General features: G+C 62.0%; 25 protein-coding genes and 3 pseudogenes. 11 read left to right on the top strand and 17 right to left on the bottom strand.

Annotation, left to right across the window (positions count from 1 at the left end; genetic code table 11):
- Position 1: 1 nt before the first annotated feature.
- Positions 2–421 carry a (R)-mandelonitrile lyase gene (locus tag WF331_RS11850; RefSeq protein WP_016500150.1) on the top strand — a complete coding sequence of 140 codons (420 nt, stop codon included), beginning with the start codon at positions 2–4 and terminating at the stop codon, positions 419–421.
- A gap of 102 nt (positions 422–523) precedes the next feature.
- Here the strand turns inward: WF331_RS11850 and WF331_RS11845 are convergent, their stop codons facing one another.
- Positions 524–2,017, bottom strand: a complete 1,494-nt coding sequence (locus WF331_RS11845; protein ID WP_016500149.1) for a DUF1254 domain-containing protein — start codon at positions 2,015–2,017, stop codon at positions 524–526.
- A 47-nt stretch (positions 2,018–2,064) separates the two neighbouring features.
- A pseudogene (locus tag WF331_RS11840) lies at positions 2,065–3,354 on the bottom strand (DUF1254 domain-containing protein); the annotation flags it as partial.
- On the opposite strand from WF331_RS11840, the pseudogene WF331_RS11835 reads away from it, so the two are divergent.
- The 3 genes and pseudogenes from WF331_RS11835 to WF331_RS11825 form a co-directional block, all read left to right on the top strand.
- Positions 3,354–4,184: pseudogene (locus tag WF331_RS11835) on the top strand (transporter); the annotation flags it as partial. The pseudogenes WF331_RS11840 and WF331_RS11835 overlap by 1 nt on opposite strands.
- Positions 4,185–4,244: 60 nt before the next feature.
- A complete protein-coding gene (locus tag WF331_RS11830; RefSeq protein ID WP_016500144.1) occupies positions 4,245–5,282 on the top strand; it encodes a sensor domain-containing diguanylate cyclase in 1,038 nt (345 codons plus the stop codon).
- A gap of 166 nt (positions 5,283–5,448) precedes the next feature.
- Positions 5,449–5,745: pseudogene (locus WF331_RS11825) on the top strand (hypothetical protein); the annotation flags it as partial.
- Between the two features lie 526 nt (positions 5,746–6,271).
- Here WF331_RS11825 and WF331_RS11820 read toward each other — a convergent pair.
- Positions 6,272–6,781, bottom strand: coding sequence for a ProQ/FinO family protein (locus WF331_RS11820; protein WP_016500142.1), 510 nt, complete (start codon positions 6,779–6,781; stop codon positions 6,272–6,274).
- A gap of 284 nt (positions 6,782–7,065) precedes the next feature.
- On the opposite strand from WF331_RS11820, the gene WF331_RS11815 reads away from it, so the two are divergent.
- Positions 7,066–7,383 (top strand): hypothetical protein, encoded by a 318-nt coding sequence (locus tag WF331_RS11815; protein ID WP_016500141.1) that lies wholly within the window; start codon positions 7,066–7,068, stop codon positions 7,381–7,383.
- Positions 7,384–7,445: 62 nt separating this feature from the next.
- Here the strand turns inward: WF331_RS11815 and arsH are convergent, their stop codons facing one another.
- From arsH to WF331_RS11795, 4 genes are all read right to left on the bottom strand, one after another.
- The gene (gene arsH / locus WF331_RS11810; RefSeq protein WP_340622944.1) at positions 7,446–8,147 is read right to left on the bottom strand and encodes an arsenical resistance protein ArsH; all 702 of its coding nucleotides are present in this window, start codon (positions 8,145–8,147) and stop codon (positions 7,446–7,448) included.
- Positions 8,148–8,159: 12 nt separating this feature from the next.
- A complete protein-coding gene (locus WF331_RS11805) occupies positions 8,160–8,630 on the bottom strand; it encodes an arsenate reductase ArsC (RefSeq protein WP_340622943.1) in 471 nt (156 codons plus the stop codon).
- A 66-nt stretch (positions 8,631–8,696) separates the two neighbouring features.
- Positions 8,697–9,044 carry a metalloregulator ArsR/SmtB family transcription factor gene (locus WF331_RS11800; RefSeq protein WP_049277060.1) on the bottom strand — a complete coding sequence of 116 codons (348 nt, stop codon included), beginning with the start codon at positions 9,042–9,044 and terminating at the stop codon, positions 8,697–8,699.
- A 178-nt stretch (positions 9,045–9,222) separates the two neighbouring features.
- Positions 9,223–9,888, bottom strand: a complete 666-nt coding sequence (locus WF331_RS11795; protein ID WP_340622942.1) for a tellurite resistance TerB family protein — start codon at positions 9,886–9,888, stop codon at positions 9,223–9,225.
- 154 nt (positions 9,889–10,042) lie between these two features.
- Between WF331_RS11795 and WF331_RS11790 the strand changes: the two genes are divergently transcribed.
- The 4 genes from WF331_RS11790 to WF331_RS11775 all read left to right on the top strand — a co-directional run bounded on the left by WF331_RS11790 (position 10,043) and on the right by WF331_RS11775 (position 14,884).
- Positions 10,043–11,671 carry a mechanosensitive ion channel family protein gene (locus WF331_RS11790; protein ID WP_016500136.1) on the top strand — a complete coding sequence of 543 codons (1,629 nt, stop codon included), beginning with the start codon at positions 10,043–10,045 and terminating at the stop codon, positions 11,669–11,671.
- A gap of 197 nt (positions 11,672–11,868) precedes the next feature.
- Positions 11,869–12,855, top strand: a complete 987-nt coding sequence (locus tag WF331_RS11785) for a DUF1852 domain-containing protein (protein WP_016500135.1) — start codon at positions 11,869–11,871, stop codon at positions 12,853–12,855.
- A 24-nt stretch (positions 12,856–12,879) separates the two neighbouring features.
- Positions 12,880–13,923: a methionine synthase gene (locus WF331_RS11780; protein ID WP_340622941.1), complete on the top strand. Its 1,044-nt coding sequence runs from the start codon at positions 12,880–12,882 to the stop codon at positions 13,921–13,923.
- Between the two features lie 16 nt (positions 13,924–13,939).
- Entirely contained in the window at positions 13,940–14,884 is a 945-nt protein-coding gene (locus tag WF331_RS11775) for a LysR family transcriptional regulator (protein ID WP_229609021.1), read from the top strand.
- 7 nt (positions 14,885–14,891) lie between these two features.
- Here the strand turns inward: WF331_RS11775 and WF331_RS11770 are convergent, their stop codons facing one another.
- Both WF331_RS11770 and WF331_RS11765 read right to left on the bottom strand, forming a co-directional pair.
- Positions 14,892–15,899, bottom strand: a complete 1,008-nt coding sequence (locus WF331_RS11770; RefSeq protein ID WP_016500132.1) for a zinc-binding alcohol dehydrogenase family protein — start codon at positions 15,897–15,899, stop codon at positions 14,892–14,894.
- A 173-nt stretch (positions 15,900–16,072) separates the two neighbouring features.
- A complete protein-coding gene (locus WF331_RS11765; protein ID WP_284397640.1) occupies positions 16,073–16,870 on the bottom strand; it encodes an SDR family NAD(P)-dependent oxidoreductase in 798 nt (265 codons plus the stop codon).
- 106 nt (positions 16,871–16,976) lie between these two features.
- On the opposite strand from WF331_RS11765, the gene WF331_RS11760 reads away from it, so the two are divergent.
- Both WF331_RS11760 and ku read left to right on the top strand, forming a co-directional pair.
- Entirely contained in the window at positions 16,977–17,927 is a 951-nt protein-coding gene (locus tag WF331_RS11760) for a GlxA family transcriptional regulator (RefSeq protein ID WP_197862684.1), read from the top strand.
- A gap of 141 nt (positions 17,928–18,068) precedes the next feature.
- Positions 18,069–18,905 carry a non-homologous end joining protein Ku gene (gene ku / locus WF331_RS11755; RefSeq protein ID WP_174369384.1) on the top strand — a complete coding sequence of 279 codons (837 nt, stop codon included), beginning with the start codon at positions 18,069–18,071 and terminating at the stop codon, positions 18,903–18,905.
- A 21-nt stretch (positions 18,906–18,926) separates the two neighbouring features.
- Here ku and WF331_RS11750 read toward each other — a convergent pair whose 3' ends face one another.
- From WF331_RS11750 to bufB, 8 genes are all read right to left on the bottom strand, one after another.
- Complete coding sequence (locus tag WF331_RS11750; protein WP_340622940.1) at positions 18,927–19,586, bottom strand: glycosyltransferase; 660 nt, start codon at positions 19,584–19,586, stop codon at positions 18,927–18,929.
- Positions 19,583–20,182, bottom strand: coding sequence for a class I SAM-dependent methyltransferase (locus tag WF331_RS11745; RefSeq protein WP_340622939.1), 600 nt, complete (start codon positions 20,180–20,182; stop codon positions 19,583–19,585). Before WF331_RS11745 ends, WF331_RS11750 begins: the two co-directional genes overlap by 4 nt.
- Positions 20,183–20,192: 10 nt before the next feature.
- Positions 20,193–20,948 (bottom strand): PIG-L deacetylase family protein, encoded by a 756-nt coding sequence (locus WF331_RS11740; RefSeq protein WP_016500126.1) that lies wholly within the window; start codon positions 20,946–20,948, stop codon positions 20,193–20,195.
- Positions 20,945–21,970 (bottom strand): acyl-CoA dehydrogenase, encoded by a 1,026-nt coding sequence (locus WF331_RS11735; RefSeq protein WP_340622938.1) that lies wholly within the window; start codon positions 21,968–21,970, stop codon positions 20,945–20,947. Before WF331_RS11735 ends, WF331_RS11740 begins: the two co-directional genes overlap by 4 nt.
- The gene (gene ligD, locus WF331_RS11730; protein ID WP_340622937.1) at positions 21,967–24,435 is read right to left on the bottom strand and encodes a DNA ligase D; all 2,469 of its coding nucleotides are present in this window, start codon (positions 24,433–24,435) and stop codon (positions 21,967–21,969) included. The genes WF331_RS11735 and ligD overlap by 4 nt, the downstream gene beginning before the upstream one ends.
- Before the next feature lie 110 nt (positions 24,436–24,545).
- The gene (locus WF331_RS11725) at positions 24,546–25,010 is read right to left on the bottom strand and encodes a DoxX family protein (protein WP_016500123.1); all 465 of its coding nucleotides are present in this window, start codon (positions 25,008–25,010) and stop codon (positions 24,546–24,548) included.
- A 10-nt stretch (positions 25,011–25,020) separates the two neighbouring features.
- Complete coding sequence (locus WF331_RS11720; RefSeq protein WP_340622936.1) at positions 25,021–25,776, bottom strand: HvfC/BufC N-terminal domain-containing protein; 756 nt, start codon at positions 25,774–25,776, stop codon at positions 25,021–25,023.
- The gene (gene bufB / locus WF331_RS11715; RefSeq protein ID WP_174369391.1) at positions 25,773–26,606 is read right to left on the bottom strand and encodes an MNIO family bufferin maturase; all 834 of its coding nucleotides are present in this window, start codon (positions 26,604–26,606) and stop codon (positions 25,773–25,775) included. The genes WF331_RS11720 and bufB overlap by 4 nt, the downstream gene beginning before the upstream one ends.
- Positions 26,607–26,620: the final 14 nt, after the last annotated feature.

The raw sequence follows: 26,620 nt of genomic DNA, 5'->3' as shown, positions 1-26,620 counted from the left end.
AATGGAACTCAAGCGCGCAGGCTCACAGCCATCGATCAAAGGCCCGGAGGAATGGTTTACCGGCGCCGTTCGTATCGACCCGCTCAACTTCCCGCCTGAACCCGCTCGCGTCTCGGTCGCCAGCGTCACCTTCGAACCGGGCGCCCGCACCGCCTGGCACACCCATCCTCTGGGGCAGACCCTTGTCGTCACGGCGGGCTGCGGCTGGACCCAATGCGAAGGTGAACCCATTGTCGAGATTCGTGCAGGTGACGTGATCTGGTGCCCGCCTGGCCACAAGCACTGGCATGGCGCGTCCGCGACCACCTCCATGACCCATATCGCCGTGCAGGAAGCCCTGGATGGCAAGAACGTTACTTGGCTGGAAAAAGTGACCGATGAGCAATATCAAGTTGGGCCTACCTCCGATGTAACTGCGTAGTCTCCGATGGTTCATGGGGCGCCAACGGCGTGATCTGGCACCTGGCCGATTTCGCTCAAGCGGCTGGGTATCGACACCTGCAAGGGCTGGCGCAGCCTCTTGCTACTGCTTGATCAGATCACTGGGCTTCCAACTCTGGTCGAAGAACGCTTGCTTGGGACCGTATAGGCGCACGATCACCAGGAAGCCTTTGCCCGGTACGGTCCGAATCCAGTTTTTCCCTGTGCCTGGTGATTCAGGGCCAAAGTAGATGTCGGTCGAGCCGTCGCTGTTCTGCGCGGGCTTGTCCATCTGGTTGAGCGACGGGAAAGGCTGGCCGTTGTCCAGGCCCGAGGCTGTGAGGTTGTCATAGGCCGTCACCGACCAGAACAACGCCGCCGGCACATTTGCCGGAAGATTGAGCTTGTAGGTGTGGGCGCCATCGAGGAACTTGCCGTCGGCATCGCGGGTAGTCGCCGGGTACTTGGCGCCGGCGCCGACCAAGTTCATCACCATGCCCGGGCTGTCCGAGTAGGCAGAGGTGAAGAACGCCACTCGCTGCTCAAGATTGGTGAATGTGCCGCTGGCCTGAAACTCGGTGTTTTCCCCGGCGAACGTGTTCACATATTGGCGATCCGTGTAGTACAGCCCCCCTGGCTCTTTCATCAGCAGATGGCTGGTGACCACCTTGCTCATCTTGAACGCGGTGCGTGCCGCCTCATCCAGCAGTTTGCGTCGCTCGGCATCCGGGGCGAAGGCCTTGCCCTTTTCGATGCCGATGGTATGCAGGAAGCCGCGCATGTCCATGTCCGCCGGGTCGACCGCTTCCGCTTCTATGAAGCGCGAGAGCAGTTCGAAGTAACGGCCGTCCTCGGGGAACAGCATGTTGATCGGCGCACCGGTAGCATCCGGGAACTGCATGGGCAGCGCCGAATCCTTCTTGCCTAACGGATAGATCTTCGTGCGCTCCACTTCGGCCACCGGCACGCTCAGGTCCTTCGGGTCCTTGAAGAAGGTGCGCCAGAACAGGAACACATTGTTGGTGCGCGAGCGGTAGACGAAGCCCTCGGTAGGCTCAGGGCCGTCATAACCTGGCGGCAGCAGTACATAGGTACCGCCCTTGCCCTTGTCGGGACCGGCCAGGCCGACGTCACCGCGCCAGGTCTTGCCATCGATGGTCGGCCCCACAATCGGCCGCTGGAAGAAATCATCGAACATGCCCTGCACCCCGGGCGGTGCCTCGACCACCAACGGACCGTACTTCGCCAGGTCCAGGTAGCTCATGGCGTAGACCAGGTCGGAGTTCGGGGTGGTCACCAGCGTCTTGGCATTGATGCGCTTCTTCCAGGTCGGCAGGATGTTGTAGCCGGCACCGAACTGTTTCTCCGACGCCTCTTTCATCGACCAGATGTTGATTGCTGGCAACGCCCACAGGTACGACTGTACTGCACGCTGAAAGACCAGTTCGTCTATCAGGCTGCGGGCGGTGGCTTCAGTCGGGAAGCCATTTTCGAAAGGCTGGTTGGCCAGCTCTTCGTAACGCGTGGCGGCATTGGCGACGCTGCCCAGCGAGACCGCTACGGCCAGGGCGGTCAGGGTGTTGCGCAAGCTGCTCATGGGGTGTCCTTATGTGGCGCAGTTTGAAAGGGGGCCTGATGCGGCTGTCAGTTGGCCTTGACGACCGCCGGTGGGGTCCACTGGCCGTTCATTGCAGAGGCTTCAGGCCAGTAGGCTCGAACGTACAGCGAGAAATCGGCGCCCTTCGGCGAGGGCAGCCAGTTGCTTTCCTTGTCGGCACCCGGCGATTCGCTCTGCACATACAGCGTCAGCGAGCCGTCAGCATTGTGTTTCAACGCTTTGTTCTTGGTGCCCAGGGAGTACCGGCCCAAGGCGTTTTCGGCAAAGAAGTGCTGTTGGTTGTAGAGCGTGAGTGACCAGAAACCTTTAACCGGCGGCAAGGCATCCTTGGCGAACGTCACGCTGTAACGTTGGGCACCGTTGAGGCGTTGTCCGGTTTGATCCAGGTCCTGGTAGAAATACTTGGTCTCGATTTGTTTGTTGACGAAGATGTTCGACCGGGCGACCGCCGTGCGCAGGAAGTAATCGGTACCGAACGCTGCGCCGTTGGTGATCGTGCTCCAGTGATGGGGCAGTTGCTGGCCGTAGTTGCGGAACTGCAACAGCGGCTTGACCACTTCCTCATCGGTTTTTTGTGCTTCGTCAATAATCGCCTGCTTCAGCTGAGGGTCGCGCTGTGCAATCTGTGCCAGGTTTGACAATTGAGCGTAGCGGGCCTCTTCACCGGGCAAGGGTTTGGCATCTGCGAGAATGGCCGGCAGTTCATCAAAGAACTTTTCCGGGAACACCCAGCGGGTTTCTTCATCACCCGCCGCTTGCGCAGGGAATTTGGGCGACTTGCGCCAGTCACGCTGTTTGGCTTTGCCATCGGATTGCGAAAGTGGGTACATGTCGATACCCGACAGGAATGGCTGAATCGCTTCGCGGTCCTGGTCGGTGTCATCCTGGAAAACACGGGGGATGACAAAACCGGTATTGGTCTTGGCCCGGAATACCTGGGTAATCCCTTCGGGTACTTTTCCGTTCCATTCAGGCCCGACCAGCAGATAGAACCCGGGTTTGCTGCCATACATCTTGCCCAGTTCGGCGAAGCTGTCCGAGCGCAGGTCCACCACCTGGTACACCCAGAAACGGTCCTTGAAATCCGGTACTTGCAGCACCACCGGCTCAATATCCAGGGCAATGCTGCCAGCGCCGTAGACCACGTCCTGGTTGGGGCAAGCGACCAGGCGTTCGCCCGGCGAGATGTAGTCGGTGAGCATGGACAGGTGATTGATCGGCGCCACCGGCACGATGCCACCCATCAGCCCTGCTTCGGGCAGGTCCTTGAATTTCAGCCTGCGGTTGTAGATGTTGGCCATCGTCCAGCCCCAGAAACGCTCGCGACTGGCAAAACCTGCCAACCGACCTGAACATGATCTTCGGCTACTACAACCTCATCGACACCAACACGCCGATCGACACTTCATTGCCGATCGACGGGCTGTCACTGAACGCCGACCTGTACATCCTGCGCTACGCGCGATCCTTCGGCATCGACGGGCGCAACTCTGCGATACAGGTAATCCAGCCGTATGCCGATGTCAGTGCATCATTCGACGATGCGCGTTTTTTCGACGGGACCAAGCACAATGGCGGGATGGGGGATGTGCAGCTGGTTTTCGTGCACAACCTGTTTGGCGGGCCGGCGCTGACCCAGGAAGAGTTCGCCACCTGGCAGCCCGAGACATTCCTGACCGGGGCCATGTGGGTCACTGCGCCCACCGGCGATTACGACAAGAAGCGCATCATCAACATCGGCGCCAACCGCTGGGTATTCAAACCGGAGCTGGCATTTGGCACGCCCATCGGGCCGACCTGGCTCGAGGTCAACACCTACGTGTCACTGTATGGCGACAATGAGGATTACCTGGGCGACAACAAGCTTGAGCAGAAGCCGCTGTATGCCGTCGAAGGGCACTACAGCTACAGCTTCAACCGTGCGCTGTGGGCCTCTCTCGACGCCACCTATAACAAAGGCGGGGAAACCAGAATCAATGGCGTCAACCAGGATAACCAGCAAGAGAACACACTGCTGGGCGCCAGCCTGGGCTTCATGCTATCGCCCCAGTTCGGCGGGTTGATTGCCTATTCGGACACTGTCTCCGAGCGCACAGGTTCACCGGATGTGAACACCTGGACGTTGCGATTGCAGTATGTGTGGTGAAGACTTCAATCAGCGTAGGGTCTTTTGCAGACGCTACCACCCATGGGCTGGAGAAAAGACATGCCGGCTTGCCCCTTACCGACTGACGAAACGCTGCGCCAGCGTACCCTTGATGAGATGAATGTGCTGGATACACCGGCTGAGCATTACCTCGATACCCTGGTGCGCCTCACTCAAGAAGTGGCGCACGTGGATACTGTACTGATCAGCCTGATTGATCACGATCGGCAATGGTTCAAGGCCAGGATTGGGCTAGATGTAAACGAGACTCCGCGCAATGTGTCCTTCTGCGGCTACGCCATTCTGGGTGACGACACCCTGGTGGTGCCTGACGCCGAGTACGATGCGCGATTTGCCGATAATCCGCTGGTGATTGGCGCACCCTACATCCGCTTCTACGCCGGTCACCCCTTGCGTGCCGGGAACGGCAAAGCAATCGGAACGTTATGCATGTTCGACCCTCGCCCACGCCTGCTAAGTGAGGCCCAACAGGCCAACTTCAGAGACTTGGCCACGCTCGCAGAGGGTTATCTACAACTGCGCAGCTTGATACAGGCCAACCACGACTTACGGCTTGAAATGGACCGTGAGCAACGCAAGGCTTTGCTTGATCCGCTAACACAGCTATGGAACCGCGGCGCGGTGGCGGCCTTCCAGGATCGGGAACGCCGTTTGGCAAAGGAGAAAGGTCTGAAGCTGGGTGCTCTGTATGCGGACCTTGACCACTTCAAGTCGGTAAACGACAAGTATGGTCATGCTGACGGTGACCAGGTGCTCTGCGAGTGTGCGCGTCGCTTGCGAGCAGCCCTTCGCCCGGACGATTTGCTGGTACGCCAGGGCGGTGAGGAATTCGTCGCATTGCTACGGGTAAAGGACGCTGACGAGCTGGTGCGGATCGCGGAACGCGTGCGCCTGCTCGTTGGCAGCAGACCGATGCAACTCTCCAGCGGTGCGCTAAGGGTGAGCCTCAGCCTAGGATCTACTTTAGTCGCCGATAGCGAGCAGATCGATGATGCACTGCGGCGTGCCGACAGTGCACTTTACGCAGCCAAACAGGGAGGGCGAGACCGAGTTGTCTATCTCCCGCCGATCCCGTAAGAGCCTAATCTGGGCCATGGCGGTCACACAAGCGCATCAGAGGCTCGCTTCGGTCATTCTTCAGGTGGTTCGGCCGATGGCCTTGTCCTGGAAGTTTGACCAAGGAATTGTATAGGTCAACGACGGCACGCTTTGCGAGAAACAGCGTACATCCGAGGAGGCGGCGGTGGGCAATTTCCCTATCTTGGTGACCGTGCTTTCGATGGTGCTGGGTTTGTCCATCACCAGGATTCTTTTGGGCGTCATGACCGTTTTCCGGATCCGCCGGACGGCACCGCCAGATTGGGTAGCCCTTGCGTGGGCATTCACAATTTTTCTTTTCCAGCTGGAATTCTGGTGGGCCCTCAATGATCTTCCCACATTCAAGAAAGACTTTTCTTTCGTCGAGTTCCTGCTTCTGGTCAACCTGACCCTCTCCCTGTTCAGCGCTGCGGCGTTGATCCTGCCCAGTCGCAGCGAGGACGCCAAACTGGTGGTATTCGACACCCGTGGCAATCGCGGTGGTAACAGCTTGGTCGGGGCGAGGATTCTGTCTGCACTCTTGGGTGAGGCGTTTGTTGAAAGCCTGGGCCAATCCTCACATTCGTATGCAATGTGGCGGGTCTCTCCTCTGGCACTTGCCACACTCGATAGCGCATTGGTCAGCATGCAAGGCAACCACGAAAAAAACAGCGATGCCTACACGTTTGTTTCAGGTATGCGTGAGTCGATGAACGCTGCGCTTGTGGGGAAGCAAGACTGGCTGAGACAGCCCGATACGTCATCGCTCGACCAGGGCCGGGTAAAGGATTCCAGTCCAGTAAGATTCAAAGGGCAGCTTGTGTTGGTGACGGACTCATTCTGTGCAAGTGCCTTTCTGCTTGCCTGCGCCAAGCGCGCCAGTTCCATCCTGAGCAAGTCCAGTGGTGGCTGACTGATCTTCAGCGCGAGGATGTGCTGGTTGGCGATGCGCACAAGCAGCGCCAACCCTTCGACTGTTTCGTCTGAATTCAGTCTGGAGCCTGCTCGGCCGCGGTCTCGGCAACGGGGGCCGCAGCACGTGCTTTCGACTTGGCACGATTGCGTCGGTCCTGGCCGCGATGGCGAGCAGCTTGCTGCTTCGCATGGATCGCCTGAGTGGCGGTCACAATACCGGCGACCTGGCCATTCAAGTCCAGACGCGGGGCGTTCTCGACCATGCTTGCCCAGTAACGGGTGCCCCGGCACCAGGTGGAAATACCCAGCTTGAGCTGTTCACTGGTGATGCCAAGCAGCTCCAGGTGTTGCTCGGCATCCTTGAAGATGCCTTCTTTGAGCGGAACCTTGGGGGCCGGATTGACAGGGAAGGCCAGTGGAAAATGCTTCTGCAACGGCCAGATCGCCGCTACCGCCGGGTCCTGCTCACGAGGCTTCGCCTGGGGCGGAGACTTGCGCTTGGGGGGCTTCGGGCTTTCGGCCTTTTCCTGCACTTTCTCCGCCCGCAGGCGGTCACGTAGCTCAGCTAGTTGTTCAAAACCCATTGTTCAATTCACTGCTTCGAAGTTGATTGCGAGGCACAAGGATAAGCCATGCAGCGCTACAGATCAGCTTAAACAGATGAATTGCCCCAATTTTTCTGGACACGGCGTGTCTGTTTCCCCAGAGCTTCGTCCTGCAGCACATCGGTATTTAGCGCGGCTCAGTATCAAGTCGCTGCATTTGGTATCGCTTATCCGAAAGGTGGCGAATAAATACAGCCACGCCAGCAAAGCCGCAGTCGTACGAATACACAGGCCTTTCTGTGTCTGACTTGAGGTAAGCGATCATGGCTAATAATCAAGACAAGGGCGGCAATCAGGGCAATGCTGACACCGGTGCGGGCAGCAACACCGCGGGTACCGGGCAGCAGGGCGGTCAAGGCTCGGGCGGTGGCATGCCGAACCAGCAACAACCGGGTCATAACCAGCCAGGGCAGAAGCCCGAAGACAAGATGAACAAGGACTGGGACCGTTCCAGTGATACCGGTAGCAAAGGCGGCCGGCCTGCAGACAATGTAACCGACCAGCAGAACCAGGCGGATAAAGACCGCATGGGCGGCCAGCAGTCGCAACGCGATAACCCGCAGCGTGACCAAGACCGCTGATCGTCGCTAAAGCGCACCAGGGTGGGCTAGCCATCCTGGTGCAAGGGGGTCGTGCAGCCGCTTCAGATTAATCGCTGATTGACGCGGGCAGATAGCTGCTCGGCGGTTTCCTTGCGCTCCGAGTAGCGGTCCACCAAGTAGTCCTGACGGTCGCGTAGCAGCACGGTGAACTTTACCAACTCCTCCATCACATCCACCACGCGGTCGTAGTACGGCGAAGGTTTCATGCGGCCAGCCTCATCGAATTCCAGGTAGGCCTTGGGTACGGAAGACTGGTTCGGCACAGTGAACATCCGCATCCAGCGGCCAAGCACCCGCAGCTGGTTTACCACGTTGAACGACTGCGAGCCACCACACACCTGCATCACCGCCAAGGTCTTGCCCTGGGTGGGGCGAACGGCGCCCATCGCCAGGGGCACCCAGTCGATCTGCGCCTTGAACACCGCAGACATCGCCCCATGGCGCTCCGGCGAGCACCAGACCTGGCCCTCCGACCATTGCACCAGCTCGCGCAATTCCTGCACCTTGGGGTGCTCCACCGGCGCATCATCAGGCAGCGGCAGGCCTGAAGGGTCGAAGGTTCTGGTCTCGGCGCCGAAGTGCTCCAGCAGGCGCGCGGCTTCCTTTACCAGCAAGCGGCTGAAAGAGCGTTCGCGGGTAGACCCATACAGCAGCAGGATGCGTGGTTTGTGCTCGCTGGCAACGGTTGCCGTTGGGGGCAGATCGAACAACGCGAGGTCGAGGTTGGGGAGATGATCGGACATTTTTACTCCTGCTTATTGCGTGCCGATGCGATCCAGCGCGTGCTTGAGCTGATCACGGTCGAGGCTAGCGAATGGAAGGGCGAAGAAGGCTCGGCAGCGCGATTCGATGTGGGCCAGCGTGGCCTGGAAGGCCGCGCCGACTCGCGCCTCGTCACCCACCACATCCGACGGGTCTTCCAGCCCCCAGTGCGACTTCAGCGCGGGTCCGAAATACACCGGGCAGGCTTCGTCGGCGGCCCTGTCGCAGACGGTAATGACGATGTCTGGCGGGTTGCCCTCGAATGCGTCGTTGCCCTTGCTACTCAGGCCAGCAGTCGAAATACCGGCCTGCTCCAGCGTGCTCAGGCTACGGGGCAATACTTGCCCCTTGGGGAAGCTGCCTGAACTGATCGCTTCGAAACCTGCCGGGGCAAGGTGGTTGAACAGCGCTTCAGAAAGGATGCTGCAGCAGCTGTTGGCCGTGCACATGAACAGGACTCGCATGGAGGGCTCCTTTGCTTCGTGGCGGACGTCAGGGGCGCCGGCGCAGTGCCAGGGCCGAAAGGGTGATCAACAACAGGCGGCGTCGCGAACGGGGCGGTCGTCCATGCACTTGAGCCGAAGTGTGTTGTCGGCCAACCATTGCGAATTGGCCTGCAAGGTGACCTGCAGCATCTCGTGAACCCAGGCGGGCAGCGCTGGATTAAGGCGGTAATACACCCACTGGCCCTGGCGCCGGTCCAGCAACATGCCATTGCTGCGCAGCTGCGCCAGATGGCGGCTGATCTTCGGCTGGCTGTCGCCCAACGCGCACATCAGTTCGCACACACAAAGCTCTCCCAGGCTGGCGATGAGCAGGGTGGCGCGAGCGCGGGTTTCGTCAGCCAGGCATTTGAAGACATCGGGCGGAGTGATCATCGCTGCACCAATACATATGGAAAGCCGAATATACGTATTTCCATATATTCATGGCAACCCCCGCAATGCAGAAACTGGCCGCATCGGTTTCAGCCCTCATTCAGAGGCCGCGACTGACCGACAGCTTTTTCGCAGTCCCTCAGACGTCTGGTTTGCACTGGGTAAATTGACAGCCCGTTCAGGCACCTGCCTTGGCTTGCTGTTCCAGATGCACCTGCAATGCCGGGTCGATTTGCAGTGCGCTGGCCAGTTCGTCAAGGTAGGCCCGCTCGGCGTCCTGCTGGTCATCCACCAGCATCACGCTGGCCAGGTACATTTCTGCTGCCATGGCCGGGTCCCGTGCCGACTGGGCCACTTCGGCAACATCGAGCGGCTTGCTGACTTCTTCATCCAGCCATTGCTGTAGCCGTGGGTCGCTGGTTTGACGTTTGATTTCAGCGTAAATCAGTTGCTCTTCCTGGTGGTCGATGCGGCCGTCTGCCTTGGCTGCCGCAATCAGCGCGCGCAAGATGGCATGGCTGTGGTCCTCGGCCTCGGGGCCGGACAACTGATCGACAGTACGCACCGCCTGTTGCGGGGCTGTCGCCTGGCTGCGCTGCCAGCTTTGATAGGCCTGGAACGCCATCATGCCCAGCGACGCCAGGGCGGCCAAATTGGTGCCGCCCGCAGAGCGCCCCTGGGGCAAGCCGCCCGTGCCGCTGCCAGCACGGCCACCCAACAGGCCACCCAGCAAGCCGCCCAACCCGCCCAGGCCGTCTTGCCATGACATGCCGCCGCTGCCTTGACGCCCTTGCGAGCCTTGCCCGGCGCGCAGCAACTGTTCGAGTAGATCACTGGTGTTCATGGCTGCGCCCCTCGCTCGGTAGTCGTTGCCCAGACAAGCAACGATAGCCCTCTCAAGGCGATTCGCCATGACCGTCTGGCCCCTGGGCCCGGCCGGTGGAGGCTGTGCTATCACTACAGCAACGCTGTTCGTGCCATGGGCCAGGGAGTGCGCAATGAATCGCCTTTTGACTGTGTTGCTGGTGCTGTGCGCCTTGCTGCCGACGATGGGGCAGGGCAAGGAGGCCATCGGCAGCGCCACCGATGGCATACCGGGTGAGCCGGCAGAACTGCAAATCGCCAACCGCAGCATTATCACGTTACACGCCACACTGCTGGGCGAAACGCCTGCTGCCCGCGTGCAGCGGGCCACGTCGGTGATCGAGGAGGCACTGCGCGGCACCGACGAGCTCAAGGTGAGCATTGACCCGATCGTCAACAGCCACCTGGTGCTGCTGGGTGGGCGCCGGGCCTTCATCGTCGCGCCGCAGGACCTGGGCGTGGAGGGCGGCGACACCCGCGCGGCCGCCGAGCAGGCAGCGGCCACCTTGCGCCAGGTAGTGGACGAAACCGGCGAGGCGCGCAGCTTGCGTTTTATGCTCAAGGCGCTGGGCTTTTCCGCCATCGCCACACTGGTGTTCGTGGTGCTTATCAAGGGCGCCAACCTGGGCCGGCGCAAGCTGCGCGGGCGCCTGACGCAGTTGATGCGTGAGCGCGCGCGGCAGATCAAGGTAGGCCAGCTGCCATTGTTCGACATGCAGTACGTGTACTACCTCATCGACCGTCTGCTGCGCCTGATGTATTGGGTGATCGTGCTTTTGCTCAGCTACCAGTGGCTGAGCTTCGTGCTGTCGCAGTTCCCTTACACCCGGCCGTGGGGCGAAAGCCTCAACCTGCACCTGCTCGACCTGCTGCGCTACCTGCTCGACGGCATCCTGCACGCCATCCCCGGTATTGCCGTGGCCGTCATGATTTTCTTCATCGCCCGTGGCATCAGCGGTTTCAGCCGGCGCGTGCTGGAGCGGATGGCCCGCCCGGGCACATTGAAGTGGCTGACCGAAGAAACTCTGCGGCCCACGACACGGCTCACTTCGCTGGCGATCTGGCTGTTTGCCCTGGTCATGGCTTACCCGTACCTGCCCGGCTCTGGTACCGATGCCTTCAAAGGGCTTTCGGTGCTGTTGGGCCTGATGATTTCGCTGGGTGCCACAAGCGTGGTGGGACAGGCGGCGGCAGGGCTGATCCTGACCTACTCGCGCACACTGAAGGCTGGCGAATACGTGAGGGTAGGCGACAACGAAGGCACGGTGACCGAAGTCGGCATTTTCAACACCACCATTCGCACCGGCCTTGGCGAGGTGCTGACCCTGCCCAATTCAATGATCACCGGTTCGGTGACGCGCAACTATTCGCGGGTGGTGCAAGGGCAGGGCTACATTGTCGATACCGTGGTCACCATCGGCTATGACACGCCCTGGCGCCAGGTTGAGGCGATGCTGGTGGAAGCGGCGCAGCGCACCGATGGCATTCTGCAAAACCCCAGCCCGCAGGTGTTCCAGACCGGGCTTTCGGACTTCTACCCCGAATACCGCCTGGTGGCCCAGGCAGTGCCTAGCGCGCCAAGGCCGCGTGCGGAGTTGCTGAGCCTGCTGCACGCCAACATCCAGGACGTGTTCAACGAATATGGGGTGCAGATCATGTCGCCGCATTACCTGGGGGACCCGGTGCAGGAGAAGTGGGTGCCGCGGGACAAGTGGTTTGCCGCACCGGCGCGGGAGCCTGGCGGCGATGGCAACGATGCCTGAGCGCCGTTTGGAGCGCGGCGATCATCGAGTGGTGGTAGGGCACACATTAACCTGGCGAATCTTTCGCATTATTGCCCGCGCCCGTCATGAGGATGGCTAAAGGTTCTGTGAAATCAATTCAGTTCCCTCGGTCATGCCCCCAACCTAAAATACCGGCTAATTATAGAGAATATGGATATTTGAGCAGGCTCCCGGTCATGACGAATAAAGACTTCAAGTTTTCCATCAAGAGCATTCGCTTCGACGAGCACTATCACCCGTCCGAGAACACCCGCATTACCACCAACTTCGCCAACCTGGCGAGGGGCGCGAGCCGGCAAGAGAACTTGCGCAGCACCTTCGGGATGATAGATAACCGCTTCAACGCCCTGGCGCATTGGGATAACCCCAAAGGCGACCGCTACGCCGTCGAGCTTGACATCATTTCCGTCGAGATGAGTATCGATGCCGAGGGCAGCGATCAGGCGCTGCCGCTGATTGAAATATTGAAAACGACTGTTATCGACCGACAAACCGGCGAGCGCATCGCGGGCATGGTAGGGAATAATTTTTCTTCCTACGTGCGCGATTACGATTTCAGCGTAGTGCTGCTGGGGCACAATGCCAACCAGCCTGTGTTCAGCACGCCAGAGCATTTCGGAGAGCTGCACGGCAAGCTGTTCAAGCACTTCGTGAACTCAAGCACGTATCAGCGGCACTTCGACAAACCTCCGGTTATCTGCCTGAGTGTTTCCAGCAGCAAGACCTACCATCGAACGGATAATCAGCATCCTGTGTTGGGCTTTGAATATCAGCAGGATGAGTACTCCTTGACGGATACTTATTTCGAGAAGATGGGCTTGAAGGTGCGTTATTTTATGCCGCCCAACAGTGTTGCGCCGTTGGCCTTCTATTTTTCGGGCGATTTGCTCAGTGACTACACCAACCTTGAGTTGATCAGCACCGTTAGCACGATGGACACGTTCCAGAAAATCTATCGTCCCGAAATCTACAATGCAAATTCTGCCGCAGGGAAGTGCTATCGGCCCAGCTTGCAGCATCAGGATTACTCGCTGACCCGTATTGTTTATGACCGGGAGGAGCGTAGCCGGTTGGCCATCGAGCAGGGGCAGTTTGTCGAGGAGCACTTTATCAAACCGCACCACGCGATGCTTGAGCAGTGGTCCGCCAATTACGCCTGCTGATTAACTTATATAAGGTTTTACCTCGTGAAAAAGCTGTTACCCACCTCGACTGCCGGCAGTTTGCCTAAACCCTCCTGGCTCGCAGAACCCGAAACGCTCTGGTCACCCTGGAAATTGCAGGATGAGGCGTTGATCGAAGGCAAACAGGATGCCCTGCGCTTGTCGTTGCAGGAGCAGCAAAACGCCGGCATTGATATCGTCAGTGATGGTGAGCAAACGCGCCAACATTTTGTGACGACCTTCATTGAGCACCTGAGCGGCGTTGATTTCGAGAACCGCGAAACCGTCAGGATCCGTGACCGTTATGATGCCAGCGTACCGACGGTGGTGGGTGCCGTTGCCCGGAAAAACCCGGTGTTTGTCGACGATGCCAGGTTCCTGCGCCAGCAGACCAGTCAGCCCATCAAGTGGGCGCTGCCAGGCCCCATGACCATGATCGATACGCTGTATGACAGCCATTACAAAAGCCGTGAAAAACTGGCCTGGGAATTTGCCAAAATCCTCAACCAGGAAGCCAGGGAGCTGGAGGCTGCCGGTGTTGACATCATCCAGTTCGATGAGCCCGCCTTCAACGTCTTCTTTGATGAGGTAAATGACTGGGGGGTCGCCACTTTGGAAAGGGCCATCGAAGGCCTCAAGTGTGAAACCGCTGTGCATATCTGCTATGGCTACGGCATCAAAGCCAACACGGACTGGAAAAAGACCTTGGGATCAGAGTGGCGGCAATATGAAGAAGCCTTCCCCAAGCTGCAGAAGTCCAGCATCGATATCATTTCGCTGGAATGCCACAACTCCCATGTACCCATGGACCTGCTTGAGCTGATCCGAGGCAAGAAGGTGATGGTCGGCGCGATCGACGTGGCCAGCCACACCATTGAAACCCCCGAGGAAGTGGCCAATACCCTGCGCAAGGCCCTGCAATTTTTAGAGGCAGACAAGCTCTATCCTTGCACCAACTGTGGCATGGCGCCTTTACCGCGCAGGGTCGCCAGCGGCAAGCTCAGAGCGTTGAGTGCGGGTGCGGCAATCGTCCGCAGGGAACTCTCTGGCAACCTTGGCGTGGCCTGAGCGTTGCCTTCTGCTCATGATTGACTTGAGACACCTACGCACTCTGCATGCCTTGCGCGAAACGGACAGCGTGCCCGAGGCTGCCGAACGCCTGCACCTGACCCAGTCGGCGCTATCGCACCAGTTTCGGGAGCTGGAAACCCGCGTTGGCATGCCCGTGTTTGTGCGCAAGTCCAAACCGGTACGCTTCACCACCGCGGGGCTCAAGCTGCTGCAGCTGGCCGACCAGGTGCTGCCGCTGATCCGCACAACGGAGCGCAACCTGAGCAAGCTGGCAGGCGGCACGGCCGACCGGCTGCACATCGCCATCGAGTGCCACAGTTGCTATCAATGGCTGATGCCCTCGCTGGACGAGTTTCGCTGCGCCTGGCCGGAAGTCGAACTGGACCTGGCATCGGGGTTGTCGTTCGCGCCGCTGCCGGCCCTGGAGCGGGGTGACCTCGACCTTGTGGTGACGTCCGACCCGGTGACCCTGCCCGGTATCACGTACGTGCCGTTGTTCGGGTACGAGGCCATGCTGGCCATCGACAAACATCATCCCCTGCGCGACAAGCCGTATCTGCAACCTGACGACATTGCCAGTCAGACCCTGATCACGTACCCGATCGAGCGCAACCGCCTGGACATCTTCACCCGTTTCTTCGACCCGGCCGACATCGAACCTGCCCAGGTACGTACTGCAGAAATGACCGTGATGATGATGCAGTTGGTGGCCAGCGGCCGTGGCGTTTGCTGCCTGCCGAACTGGGCGGTGCACGAGTACACCTCCCGTGGCTATGTGCTGGCCAGGCGCCTGGGCGAAGCAGGGTTGCAGGCCACCCTGTTCGCAGCAGTACGCAGCGACATGCTCGAAGTGCCTTACATGAGTGATTTCCTGCTCACGGCGAAAGACATTTCGTTTGCGACGCTGGAGGGCGTCAATGCGGTGTCTGGGCCCACTGCGTGGCCGTCGGGCGCCTGATCGGGCTTCAGAAGCCTTCCAGCACGATCTTGCCGCGTGCCTTGCCACTCTCGATCATGGCGTGGGCACGCTTGAGGTGCTCGGCGTTGATCGTGCCGTAGTGCTCGCCCAGGGTCGTCTTGAGCGTGCCATCATCGACCAGCCGCGAAACGCGCTCGAGCAGTTGGTGCTGCTTGATCATGTCTTCGGTCTGGTACAGCGAGCGCGTGAACATCAGCTCCCAGTGCAGTGAAAGCGACTTGCGCTTGAGCGGCATCACATCCAGTTGCGCGGGGTCGTCGATCAGCGCGAGCTTGCCTTGTGGCCGCAGCACTTCCACCAGTTGCGCAAGATAGGTGTCGGTATGGGTCAGGCTGATGACGTAGTCGACCGGCCCCAGCTTGAGCGCTTCCAACTGAAGTGGAATCGATTCGGAGTGGTCGATCACATGATGGGCTCCCGCTTGCTGCACCCAGGCTTGGGTCTCGGGCCGTGAGGCGGTGCCAATGACTGTGAGCTGCGTGAGCTTGCGGGCAAGTTGAACCAGGATCGAGCCAACCCCGCCGGCAGCACCGACCACCAGAAGGCTTTGCTGCTTGCCACCGTTTTCTTCAACGCCCAGGCGGTCGAACAGCAGCTCCCAGGCCGTAATTGAGGTGAGCGGCAAGGCCGCGGCGCTGGCGTTGTCCAGGCTGCGGGGCTTATGCCCGACAATGCGTTCATCCACCACGTGAAGCTCGCTGTAGCTGCCTGGGCGGTCAATGGCACCGGCGTAGAAAACCTCGTCGCCCGGTTGGAACAACGTAACCTGTGGCCCCACCTCGCGGACGACGCCGACAGCGTCCCAGCCGAGCACTTGTGGTTGCTCACCACCGCGGCTTGCACGGATCTTGGTATCAACCGGGTTGACGGCAATTGCCCGGACTTCCACAAGCAGGTCACGGGCTCCCGGTTTTGGCGTGGGCAGCTGCGCGTCATACAGCGATTGTGGGTCGTGGATCGGTAGACCGGGCTGGGTGTAAACGACTGCCTTCATTGGCGTTGCCTCTTGGGGATGCGAAAAGTGGCTTCAGACTATTCGTTTCGATTCACTCAAAAAACAGCCTGAGTGGAGTAAGACTTTCTCGCTTGCAGTGAAAATGGTGTGAAGCGCCCGTGACCTGGCATGGTCGCCCCACACATTCTCGACTACGTTCCTTTTGCTGCTGATCACCTGGCGCTGTAGCGCTGCGCCAGCCGGTTGCTGGACAGCTGGCCGAACAAGGCTTGGCGGCTGGCCTCAAAGTGGTCGAAGGCTTGCAGGTCGTGCAGCGACGGCAGGGAGATCAGCACGCCGTTGTCGAAGTCCTGCAGGGCACCGTATACCAGGTCCTGGGCAGACATCACGATGCCTGGGTCCAGGTGCTCGACGGGCAAACCGCCGGTCTGCCAGAAATCGGTCGCGGTGGCGCCGGGCAGTACTGCCTGAACCTGGATGCCAGTACCCGCCAGTTCCTTGTTCAGCGACTGGGTGAACGCGGTGACGTAGGCCTTGCTACCACCGTACACGCCGTTGAGCAGTTCGGGTGCCAGGCTGACCACGGACGAGATATTGATGACCGCGCCTTGCTTGCGAGCGACAAAGCCGGGGACAGCTGCATAGGTAAGGCGGGTGAGGGCGGTGACGTTGAGGGTGATCATGTGCGCCATGCGCTCAACGTCGCTTTCCAGCAGCCCGGTATGGGTACCGATACCGGCGTTGTTCACCAGCAGGCTGATGCTGGCGTCTTCGCGCAGTTTGCGTTCTACCTTGGCCAGGTCATCGGCGTTGGCCAGGTCTGCCGGGAATACTTCCACGTTCTGCCGGGTTTCGGTGGTAAGCCGGCCAGCCAATGCGTTGAGGCGCTCCCGGTCGCGTGCCACCAGCACCAGGTCATAGCCGCGACGGGCCAGGTGCTCCGCGTAGATCGAACCGATACCGGATGAGGCGCCCGTAATGAGCGCGGTGCCCTTGCGTTGCTGCGTCATGCTGCTGCTCCGTTGGTTGGGTGTGGGGCCATCATGCAGCAGGTGGTGTTTGTCTCAAACGACGCATATAGTGCTGTTTTAGGACATTGCACAGAGGGCATCAGCGATGCACCGGGTCGGCTACCTCATCACCGAAGGCTTCCAGATCATGTCCCTGGCGACGCAAACCGTATTCGAGCTTACGAACATCATGGCGGGCGAAGCGGTTTACAGGGTCCAGAACTTTTCCATCGGTGGCGGCACGGTGTGCTCGTCACTGGGGATGCATATCGACACGTTGCCCTTGGGGGCGCCGGGCCTGGCCGACACCTGGATGGTCACCGGCACGCTGACGCCTCTGACGCCCCCCAGCGAGGAGGTGCTCGCCAGCGTGCGGGGCTTTGTCGACGGTGCGCGCCGTACTGCTGGCCTTTGCACCGGCTGTTTTGTGCTGGCGCAAGCGGGCGTACTGGATGGTCGGCGCGCGACCACTCACTGGGCTTATGCGAACAAGTTGCGAGAGCTGCACCCGAAGATCGACGTCGAGGAAGACCGGATTTACATCGTCGATGGGCCGATCTGGACGTCTGCCGGCATGACTGCCGCCCTGGACATGGCGCTGGGTATGGTGGAAAAGGACTTGGGCAGCGAAATGGCCAGGTCGGTGGCGCACAAGATGGTCATGCACCAACGCCGATCTGGCGGGCAGTCGCAACACTCCGAACTGTTGACGCTCTCGCCCAAGTCGGACCGTATCCAGAGCGCGCTGGATTACGCCCGCAAGCACCTCAACCGCCCATTGAGCGTGGAAGAGCTTGCTGAAGTGGTGCACCTGAGCCCACGGCAATTCACCCGCGTGTTCACCGCCGAGACCGGCCAGTCACCGGCCAAGGCTGTCGAGAGCCTGCGGCTGGAGGCTGCCCGGCTGATGATCGAGCAGAGCCTGCACAGCCTGGATGTGGTGGCCAGGGAAACCGGATTCAGGGACCGCCGGCATATGCGGGAGGTGTTCATCCGTGGTTTTGGGGTCCCCCCTCAAGCCGTGCGAAGGGATGCTCGGCGGCTGGCCTCCATCTGACGTTCGGCTGCTTGCAATCGGGTCAATTTATCCCGCATTGCAGACCCCCGTTGGCGTCGTGCAACCAAACTAAACCTTCGCACCCGTCGTCAGTCAGTTTCAGTAAGGGCTCTGTTCGCTGCTAACCCATAGGAGGTAGACATGGCGCGGGCTATCTGGAAAGGCGCGATCAGTTTCGGGCTGGTGCACATCCCGGTTTCGCTCAACGTTGCGGTGAGCTCCGAGCGCGTGGATTTTGACTGGCTCGACAAGCGCAGCATGGAGCCGGTGGGCTACAAGCGGGTGAACAAGGTAACCGGCAAGGAGATCGACAAGGACAACATCGTCAAGGGCGTGGAGTATGAGAAGGGCCGCTACGTGGTGATCAGTGAGCAGGAAATTCGCGATGCTCGCCCTGAAGCGACCCAGACCATCGATATTTTCTCGTTCGTGCAGGCTGGCGAGATTCCGCTTCAGCACTTTGACACACCTTACTACCTGAGCCCTGACCGGCGCGGCGGCAAAGTCTATGCGCTGTTGCGCGATACGCTGGAGAGCACCGGCAAGGTAGCCCTGGCCACCGTGGTGCTGCATACCCGTCAGCACCTCGCGCTGCTGCGGCCACTGGAAGACGCCCTGGTGCTGATTACCCTGCGCTGGCCCGAGGAGGTGCGCAGCATTGAAACCCTGGAGCTGGACAAGAGCGTGACCGATGCCAAGGTCGACAAGCGTGAGCTGGGCATGGCCAAACGCCTGGTCGAAGACATGAGTGGGTCCTGGGCCCCGGACGAGTATCACGACGCATTTCGCCAGACCATTCTCGACCTGGTGGAAGAGAAAGCCAGCAAGGGCAAGATCGAGACAGTGGCCAAAGGGGAGGGCGCCAGCGCGGAGAAAGGCGCGGATATCCTCGACCTTACCGAACTGCTCAAACGCAGCCTCGGTGGCAAGGCCAAGGGCGCAAAACCGGCTACCAAACGACCGCGCAAGGCCTCCTGATGGTGGAGACTCGCCAGGTGGTCACACCTGGCCTTCCAGGCCACTGAGATAGTCGCCGAACCCCTGCTTTGCGCGGCTATCACGCCGGCTGCTGGTGGCCACGCTGTGCTCGGCAGTCCAGACGATCTGCGCCCCGCTGGCTTGCAGGGCCATCACCAGTTGAACATCCTCGTGGGCCGGCAGCGGCTGGAACCCGCCAACGCGTTCGTAGGCCTTGGCACACACACCGAGGTTGGCACCATGGATATGCCTGTGCCCCTCGCGGGCCTGGTAAAGGCTGCGGTACAACCGGCGCAGGGCGATGCTTTGCCAGGGTTGCCAGCGCTCGATGTGCACCGTGCCGCACACCACCTCGGCGCGCCATTGCAACTGCGAAGTCAGCCAGTGCTGCGGGACGCGGCTGTCGGCGTCGGTGCATGCCAGCCATTGGGCGCCGCGGGCGATCATCCATGCCGCGCCCGCTCGCCGGGCGACGCCGACATTGCCAGCGTCCACTTCAAGGGTATGCACACCGTGGCGTCGGGCGACGAGCGCACTGGTGTCGCTGCAACGGTCCAGCACCACCAGCACCTCTACCGCCAAGCCTGCCACCTCGGCTCGCGCACTTGCAGCCTTGACCGCCTTGAGGCAGTGCCCCAGGCGCCGGGCCTCGTTGTGGGCGGGTATGATGACGGCGATCATGGGCAGGGCTCATTCAGGTCGACCACGCTGGGCTGGCACGTCCAGTACTCGAGTAGAAAGTCGGCCTCCTCGTGACGCAACAGCGGATACAGCGGCAAGTGCCTTGCCAGCAGGGCATGAACCTCGCGGCCGTCCTGCGGGCAGCCGGCAATGGGGTGGCGCCAGTGGCAGGCGAGCAGGGCGCCATCGGCCGTGAGGCTGGCCACCGACTGCTCGATCACCTGCAGCCAATCGGTGGGGTCGAGGTAGTAGCCGATTTCGCTGAGCACGATCAGGTCGAACTGCCCGCCTGGCCAGTCGCCCGGCAGATGCCCTTGCTCGACCTGGGCATGGTTCGCGGTCCCCAGGCGCTGGCGCGCCAGCCCCACGGCGGTCGGGTCGATGTCCTGGCACAGCAAGCTGACGCAACGCTCGGCCAGCAGCACGCTCAGCTCGCCGTTGGCACAGGCCGGCTCGAACACGCGCTCATAGCGCTGACGGGGCAGGCTGGCCAGCAGCAGGTCGCGCTTGCGCCGTTCGTACCAGCGGGTGCGAAACGCCCAGGGGTCATCGCTGCCGGCATACAGGTCGGCGAAGTATTGCGCGTCGAGGCTCATGGCGACTCCATCACAGGAAAACCAGTTCAAAGGGTTGCAGCAGGCACGCCTGCAAATGCGCAGGCAGCACGGGCGGGCGATCACCGTCTGGTTGCAATTGGCTGGCATGGGCAGCCAAGGCCTCGCGCTTGCGGGCCTGGCGCGTTTCGTCGACCTGCAAGCGATGTGCCCGCGACCAGGGCAGGCGTGGGTCGTCGGGTGCGGCCCAGTGCCAGGCCCACACCGGCGCTTCGGCCAGCTGTGCCCCGCGCGCCTGGGCTGCCTGGGCAGCGGCGCGGCCTGCAGCCTCGTGGTCGCAGTGGCCGTCGCCACGCCAGGTGGTCAGCAACAGGTCGTCGGGCTCCAGCAACTGTTCCAGGTGACGGACCAGGAAGGCCTCATCGCGGGGCAATGCGCCGTCCTTGAGGTTGAGCCGCCGCCAGTCCAGGCGGTTGAGGTCCAGGTCTAGCTGCTGCAAGGCATGCCGACTCTCCAAGGGGCGCTGGTGACGCAAGCGCTGCTCGGTCCAGTGTGGTGAGTGCGGATGGCTGCCCTCGCCGTTGGTGGCGGAAATCAGCACCAGGTCCTGTTCGCGCCCGCGAAAACTGGCAAGCAGCCCGCCGGCCATGAGCACCTCGTCGTCCGGGTGCGGCGCCAGCAGCACCAGGCGTCGGCCGGGTGGGCACAGCTGCTCGGGCGCAAGCCAGGTGGCGCGTGCCAGGTGCGCAGAATGCTGCCAGTCACTCCACGGCGTGCCCGTGGCCGCATCAATAAGGTTCTCGCTCATAGCTGCCATGCTCCTGTCGGTGTGCTGGTCACTTGCTGACCCAGTTCGGCCAAGTCGCGTTCAGCGTGGCTTTGGCGCAGGTACACCGGCAGGTCGGCGCTAAGCCGGGCGAAATGGCTGCTGCGGCAGAAGGGGGTAGCCCCCAGGGCTCGGCCAACATGCTGAATGACCTGTTCGACCGCCTGCTCGATCTGGGCGCGGGTGCGGCGTACCTCGAAACTGGCGTCGTCCTGGGGGTGCTGGTCGATCCACGCGGCGCACTCGCGAAGGGCGGCGCGGGCACCGTACAACGCCGCATCGACCGCCCCCAGGTGGGCATCGGCATGGGGGTCGGGCCGAGGTTTGTTGCAGTGCTCGCGCAGGTAACCTGCCAACGCCTCGGCCGCGCCGTACCAGCAGGCAGCGATACCTGCGCCGCCCTGCCAGAAGCCTGGGCGGGACAGGTACTGGCCGGGTGTGCCGATGGCCAGCCCCGGTGAGTTGTCGAACTCGACGGTGACACTGGCGGTGCTGGCCATGCCTACGGCCTGCCATTGCTCGGCCTGGATGCGCTGGCTGGGGTGTGACAGTTCAATGGCCACCAGCTGTGGCTGGTCATTCTCCCAGGCGGTCAGCAGCGCTCGATCGATCTGCAGCGCGCCCGAGCACCATGCTTTTCGGCCTTGCAGCTGAACCCGTTCGCCATGGCGCGCGACGATGTGGGCCCTGGCATCCGGCGGCTCCGCGGCCCACATGCCCCAGATACCGTCGTGAGCATGCTGGGCGGCGCCGCACTCGGCGAGGACCGCCAGGGCATCGGTGTGGCCTTCATACAGCTTGGCCAGGCCGAGATCGCAACCGGCAACCCGCGCCAAGGCCCGCCAGCGCTCGAGGGTGCGCCCGTGGCCGGGCAGGGGTAGCAGGTCTAGCTGTTCGGCTCGAAGTGCCTGCAACAGTTCAGGCAGCAAGGGGTCGAGATCGATGGCCCGCGAACGGGTACCGAAGCGGTGCAGCAGGCGGTCGAGGTGAGCGAACTCCATCATGCGATCCCCAGTTGCTTGCGCATGCGCAGGGTGATCGATTGCCGGGTCGAGCCAAGCTCGGCCCAAGGGTCGTCCACCTGCGCAAGCCGCGCCTGCAAGTTGCCGATATTCCATTGGTTGGCACTCTTGAGTTTGGGCAGCTCCTCGCGCCAGATCGGCACCGACACTGGCAGGCCTTCACGGGCGCGCAGCGAGTAGGCGGCCACGGTGGTAGCGCCCTTGCCGTTGCGCAGGTAGTCGATGAAGATGCGCCCGACCCGGTTCTTGGGCCCGGAGACCGCGCTGAGCCGGTCCGGGAACAAGTCTGCCATGTGTTTGACCAGGGCATGGCTGAAGTCCTTCACTTCCTCCCAGCCGGCACGACGGGTGAGCGGCACGACCAGGTGCATGCCTTTGCCACCGCTGGTCTTGAGAAACACCTTCAGGCCCAGCTCATCGAGCAGGGTGAGGGTCAGCTGGGTGGCCTCGAGCATGGCCTTCCATGGCAATGCCGGGTCGGGGTCGAGGTCGAGGATGAAGCGGTCAGGCCTGTCGAAATTTTTGTCGGTGGCGTTCCAGGTGTGCAGTTCAAGCATGTTCATCTGTACTGCGCCCAACAAGCTCTCGGCGCTGTTGAGCACCATTGCCGCCTGGCCGGCCTGGGCCTTGGTGTAGCTGGTCAGCTTGGGCAGGTGCAACTGCCCCGCGTGCTTCTGAAAGAACAGCTCGCCGTCCAGGCCCTCCGGTGCGCGCACCAGCGCCACGGGGCGGTGTTCGAGCTGTGGCAGCAGCCAGTCGGCGACTTGGGCGTAGTACTCCGCCACCTGTCGTTTGCTGGTGCCACTGGTCTTGTCGATCACGCGGTCGGGGTGGGTCAGGTGCAGGTTGCTCAAACCCTTGGGCTCTGCATGTGCTGCGTTCGTTACCGGCATGGCACGTTCCAGGGCAATGGCAGTGGCGGGCTTGTCGTCGCGCAACCCGTGAAAAACCGCGTGGCGCACGATCCCTGTGCGGGTCATCTGGGCGTAGGCGACCTCGGCCAGCAGTTCTGGCTTGAGCCAGTGCACGCCCCGCGCATCGGCACCGCTGGGGGGCTCAGGCAAGGGTGGCTTGGCGGTGTGCAGGGGTTTCAGGCGGGTGAGGATGCTCGTCAGCGTGGCAGCACTGAAGCCGGTGCCCACCTTGCCGGCGTAGCGCAACTGGCCGCTGTCGGTGTCGTGCAGCGCCAGCAGCAGGGCCCCAAAGCCTTGGCGGCTGCCCTTGGGCGCGGTGTAGCCGACGATCACGAACTCTTGGCGTTGCGTGCACTTGAGCTTGACCCAGTCGCTGCTGCGCCGGCCAACGTAGGGGCTGTCGGCGCGCTTGCCGATCAGGCCTTCCAGGCCTAACCGGCAGGCGCTGTCGAGCAGCGCGTCGACCGGCTGGTTGAAGTCTTCGGAAAACTTCAGGATGGCCGATGCGTTGTGCTTCAGCAGTTTGGCCAAGGTCGCCCGGCGGTCTTGCACAGGCAGTTCACGCAGGTCCTTGCCGCCGAGGTAGGGCAGGTCGAACAGGTAGTAGGTAATGTCATCGTCGTGCTCGTTGTCGAAGACGGCCTGCAAGGCCTGGAAGTCGGCCACGCCGTTTTCGTCTGTGACCACCATCTCACCGTCCAGCCATGCCGAGTCGAGCCCCAGCGCTTTCAGCGCCTGCACCTGATGGGGCAGCTTTGCGCTCCAGTCGTGGCCATTGCGGGTAAACAGGCGCACATCGTCCCCGTCGATGCGGGCCAGCATGCGGTAACCATCGAACTTGACCTCGTATCGCCAGTCACCCTCGGGGGGGGAATCGGCCAGGGTTGCCAGCTGCGGTTGGAGCATCTCCGGCAGGGCGCCAGCGCTGGCCTTGCGCTTGCGCGTGGAGGTCGCCGCCTTGGCTGGGCGGCGGGGGACCAGTGTACGGTCGCTCAATACGCTGTCCGGCAGGGCTTCGACGATGCTGTAGTCCGCCTCGCTGCGGGCCTCGCCATCGTGGGACTTGACCAGCATCCACTGCTCTTTCTTGCCAGCCAGGTGGGTACGAAACAGGTTCCAGACACCCGACAGCTTTTCACCTTGCAGGCGAAAGCGCAGCTTGCCCTTGGCATAGGCCTCGCGCGGGTCGCCTTCGGGCTCCCAGAGCCCCCGGTCCCACACGATCACGTCGCCGGCGCCGTAGTGGCCTTCAGGGATGTGCCCTTCGAAGCTGGCGTAGTCCAGCGGATGGTCTTCTACATGCACGGCCAGGCGGCGGACCTTGGCGTCGAGGGAAGGGCCCTTGGGAATCGCCCAGCTTTTAAGGGTGCCATCCAGCTCCAGGCGAAAGTCATAGTGCAGGTGGCTGGCGTCGTGCTTCTGGATGCAGTACTGCAACCCGTGAGCCGGCCGTGGGTGGGCACACTTGCCGGCCGGCTCGGGTGTGGCGTTGAAGTCACGCTTGCGCAGGTACTCCTGCAGGGGCTTGGCCATGGCAGGCTCCGGGACAGTTCGCGGTCTCTTCATTGGGAGAGGGCGCCTGCGCATGGAGTTCAAAAAAAGCGTGGGGTCGCGGACCGACGAACCGGCCCACTGCCAGAGGCTCAACGCAGCCCCAGGGCCCGGTCCAGCGACAACCTACCGGCGCCTCGCGCGATCAACAGTAGCAACAAGGCCGCCCACGTCAGATGGGTCGGCCAGGCATCCGGGTAGACGAAAATCTCGATCACCGTGGTCATGCCCAGCAGGGCCAGCGCCGACAGCCGGGTAAACAGGCCAAGCACCAGCAACAGGGGGAACAGGTGTTCGGCATAGGTGGCCAGGTGGGCCGCAAGCCAGGGCGAAACCAGCGGCAGGGCATATTCGCTCTGGAACAGGTCATAGGTACTGGGTGTGATGCTGAGAAACCCTTCGACCTTGGTGCGCCCGGACAGGAAGAAGGTCGAGGCGATGGCCATGCGCGCCACCAGGCACAGCAGGGTGTCGCTGAGCAGTAGCTGTGCACGATCGGCGAGGTGGTTCCAGCGTTGGCGCAGGCTGTCGGAGCGGGTGGCGTGGAGGGTGTCCATGGCGTTTCCTTCAGGCGAATGCAAGTGGACGGAATGCCTGGGCTGCCAGCAGCCTGCCGAGCAGGTCGGTAAAGTCCAGGTCGGGTTGGCGTGCGAGTGCAACCTGTGAGGCCTGCTCCAATGGCAGAACTTGAGCGCAGGCATCGAGAAAGGCACAGCCGCCGACCTCTAGCGCTTGCTGGGCGACACCTTCGGCGGTGCCACTGAACACAGCACCTTCGGCGACCCAGGGCTGGTCATGCGGCCACGCCAGGCCTTCGCGGCTGTGCTGCCACAGGCTGAACGCCGGGTGCCGTGCGAACCAGCGCCAGCGCACACTGCGGCGGGGGGCCAGGTAACTGTTCGCCAGGTCGGTGGCCGTCATGCCGGCCAGGTCGGCAAGCGCGAGGGAGGGCTCGCGGGGGGCGCTGAACGCCTCGCACCAGGCGAAATCCAGGCGTGCGACGTCGGCCAGGTATGGCAGGCCGTGCTGGGCCTGCGTCTGTTCGAGAAAGTCGGCGAAGGCCGCGCCATAGTGGATCAGCCGCGGGTCGTCGGGGGGCGTTCGTTGCGCATAGGCGCTCGCGGCGTCCTGCATCCAGGCCGGGCCTGTCAGCGCTTCGACACTGGGGAAGTTTGCCCGCAGGGCATCGACGCAGCCCGCCAGCACGCTGTTGCGGTACACCGCAAAAGCAGCGTGCCCGGTCAGCGCGGCCAGCTGCGGGGCAGGGCGGTGATACAGCGCTTCGACGAAGGCGGCCTGAAACTGGCCAAGGGAAAGCGTCATGGTCGTGCTCCTGCGCTATCGAGCAGTGCCTGGGCGGTGTCGCGTTCGGCCAGCAACTCGCTGAACGCGGGCAGGTTGGCGTCACGCTCGATGAGGGTCGGGCGCGGGCCGATGCGGGTGATCAACTGCTGGTACAAGGCCCAGACCGGCGCGGCGATGGTGGCGTCGTGGGAGTCGATCAGCAGGCTGGCCTGGGCGTCGTGACTGTGGCCGGCCAGGTGGATTTCGCTGATGGCCTGGGCCGGGAAGCGCGCCAGGTACGCCGCTGCGTCGAACCCGAGGTTGTGGGCACTGACGTGCACGTTGTTGACGTCCAGCAACAAGCCGCACCCCGTGCGCCGCGCCAGTTCGGCTAAAAAGTCGATTTCGTCCCAGTCATGCCCTTCCATGGGCAGGTAGTGGCTGGGGTTTTCCAGCGAAATGCTGCGCCCCAGCGCATCCTGGGTGCGCTGCACGTTGTCGCTGATGCGGACCAGGGCCTCATTGCTGCGGGGAAACGGCAGCAGGTCGGGGAGGTATTGCCCGCGCCAGCTCGACCATGCCAGGTGCTCCGATACCAGCGCCGGCTGCAGCTGGTCGATCAGCGCCCGCAGGCGGTGCAGGTGCATTTCGTCTGGCGCGATGTCCGCCGCCAACGACAGCGCGACACCGTGCAGCGACAGCGGATGGTGTTCGGCAATGCGTTGTAGCCAGGCCATGCGTGGGCCGCCGAGCATGTAGTTTTCCGGGTGCACTTCGAACCACAGCCCGCTGGCCCGGCACGTCCAGGCGTCGGCATAGTGCTCAGCCTTCAGCCCAAGGCCGGCGCCTGCTGAGTAAGTCCCGTTCATGATCGGCGGCCTGC

The sequence above is a fragment of the Pseudomonas sp. YNh genome (assembly GCF_037993085.1).
In the GTDB taxonomy this organism is placed as follows: domain Bacteria; phylum Pseudomonadota; class Gammaproteobacteria; order Pseudomonadales; family Pseudomonadaceae; genus Aquipseudomonas; species Aquipseudomonas putida.
Note: the sequence above shows the minus strand (reverse complement) of the source record. Positions and strands in the feature narration are given on the sequence as shown.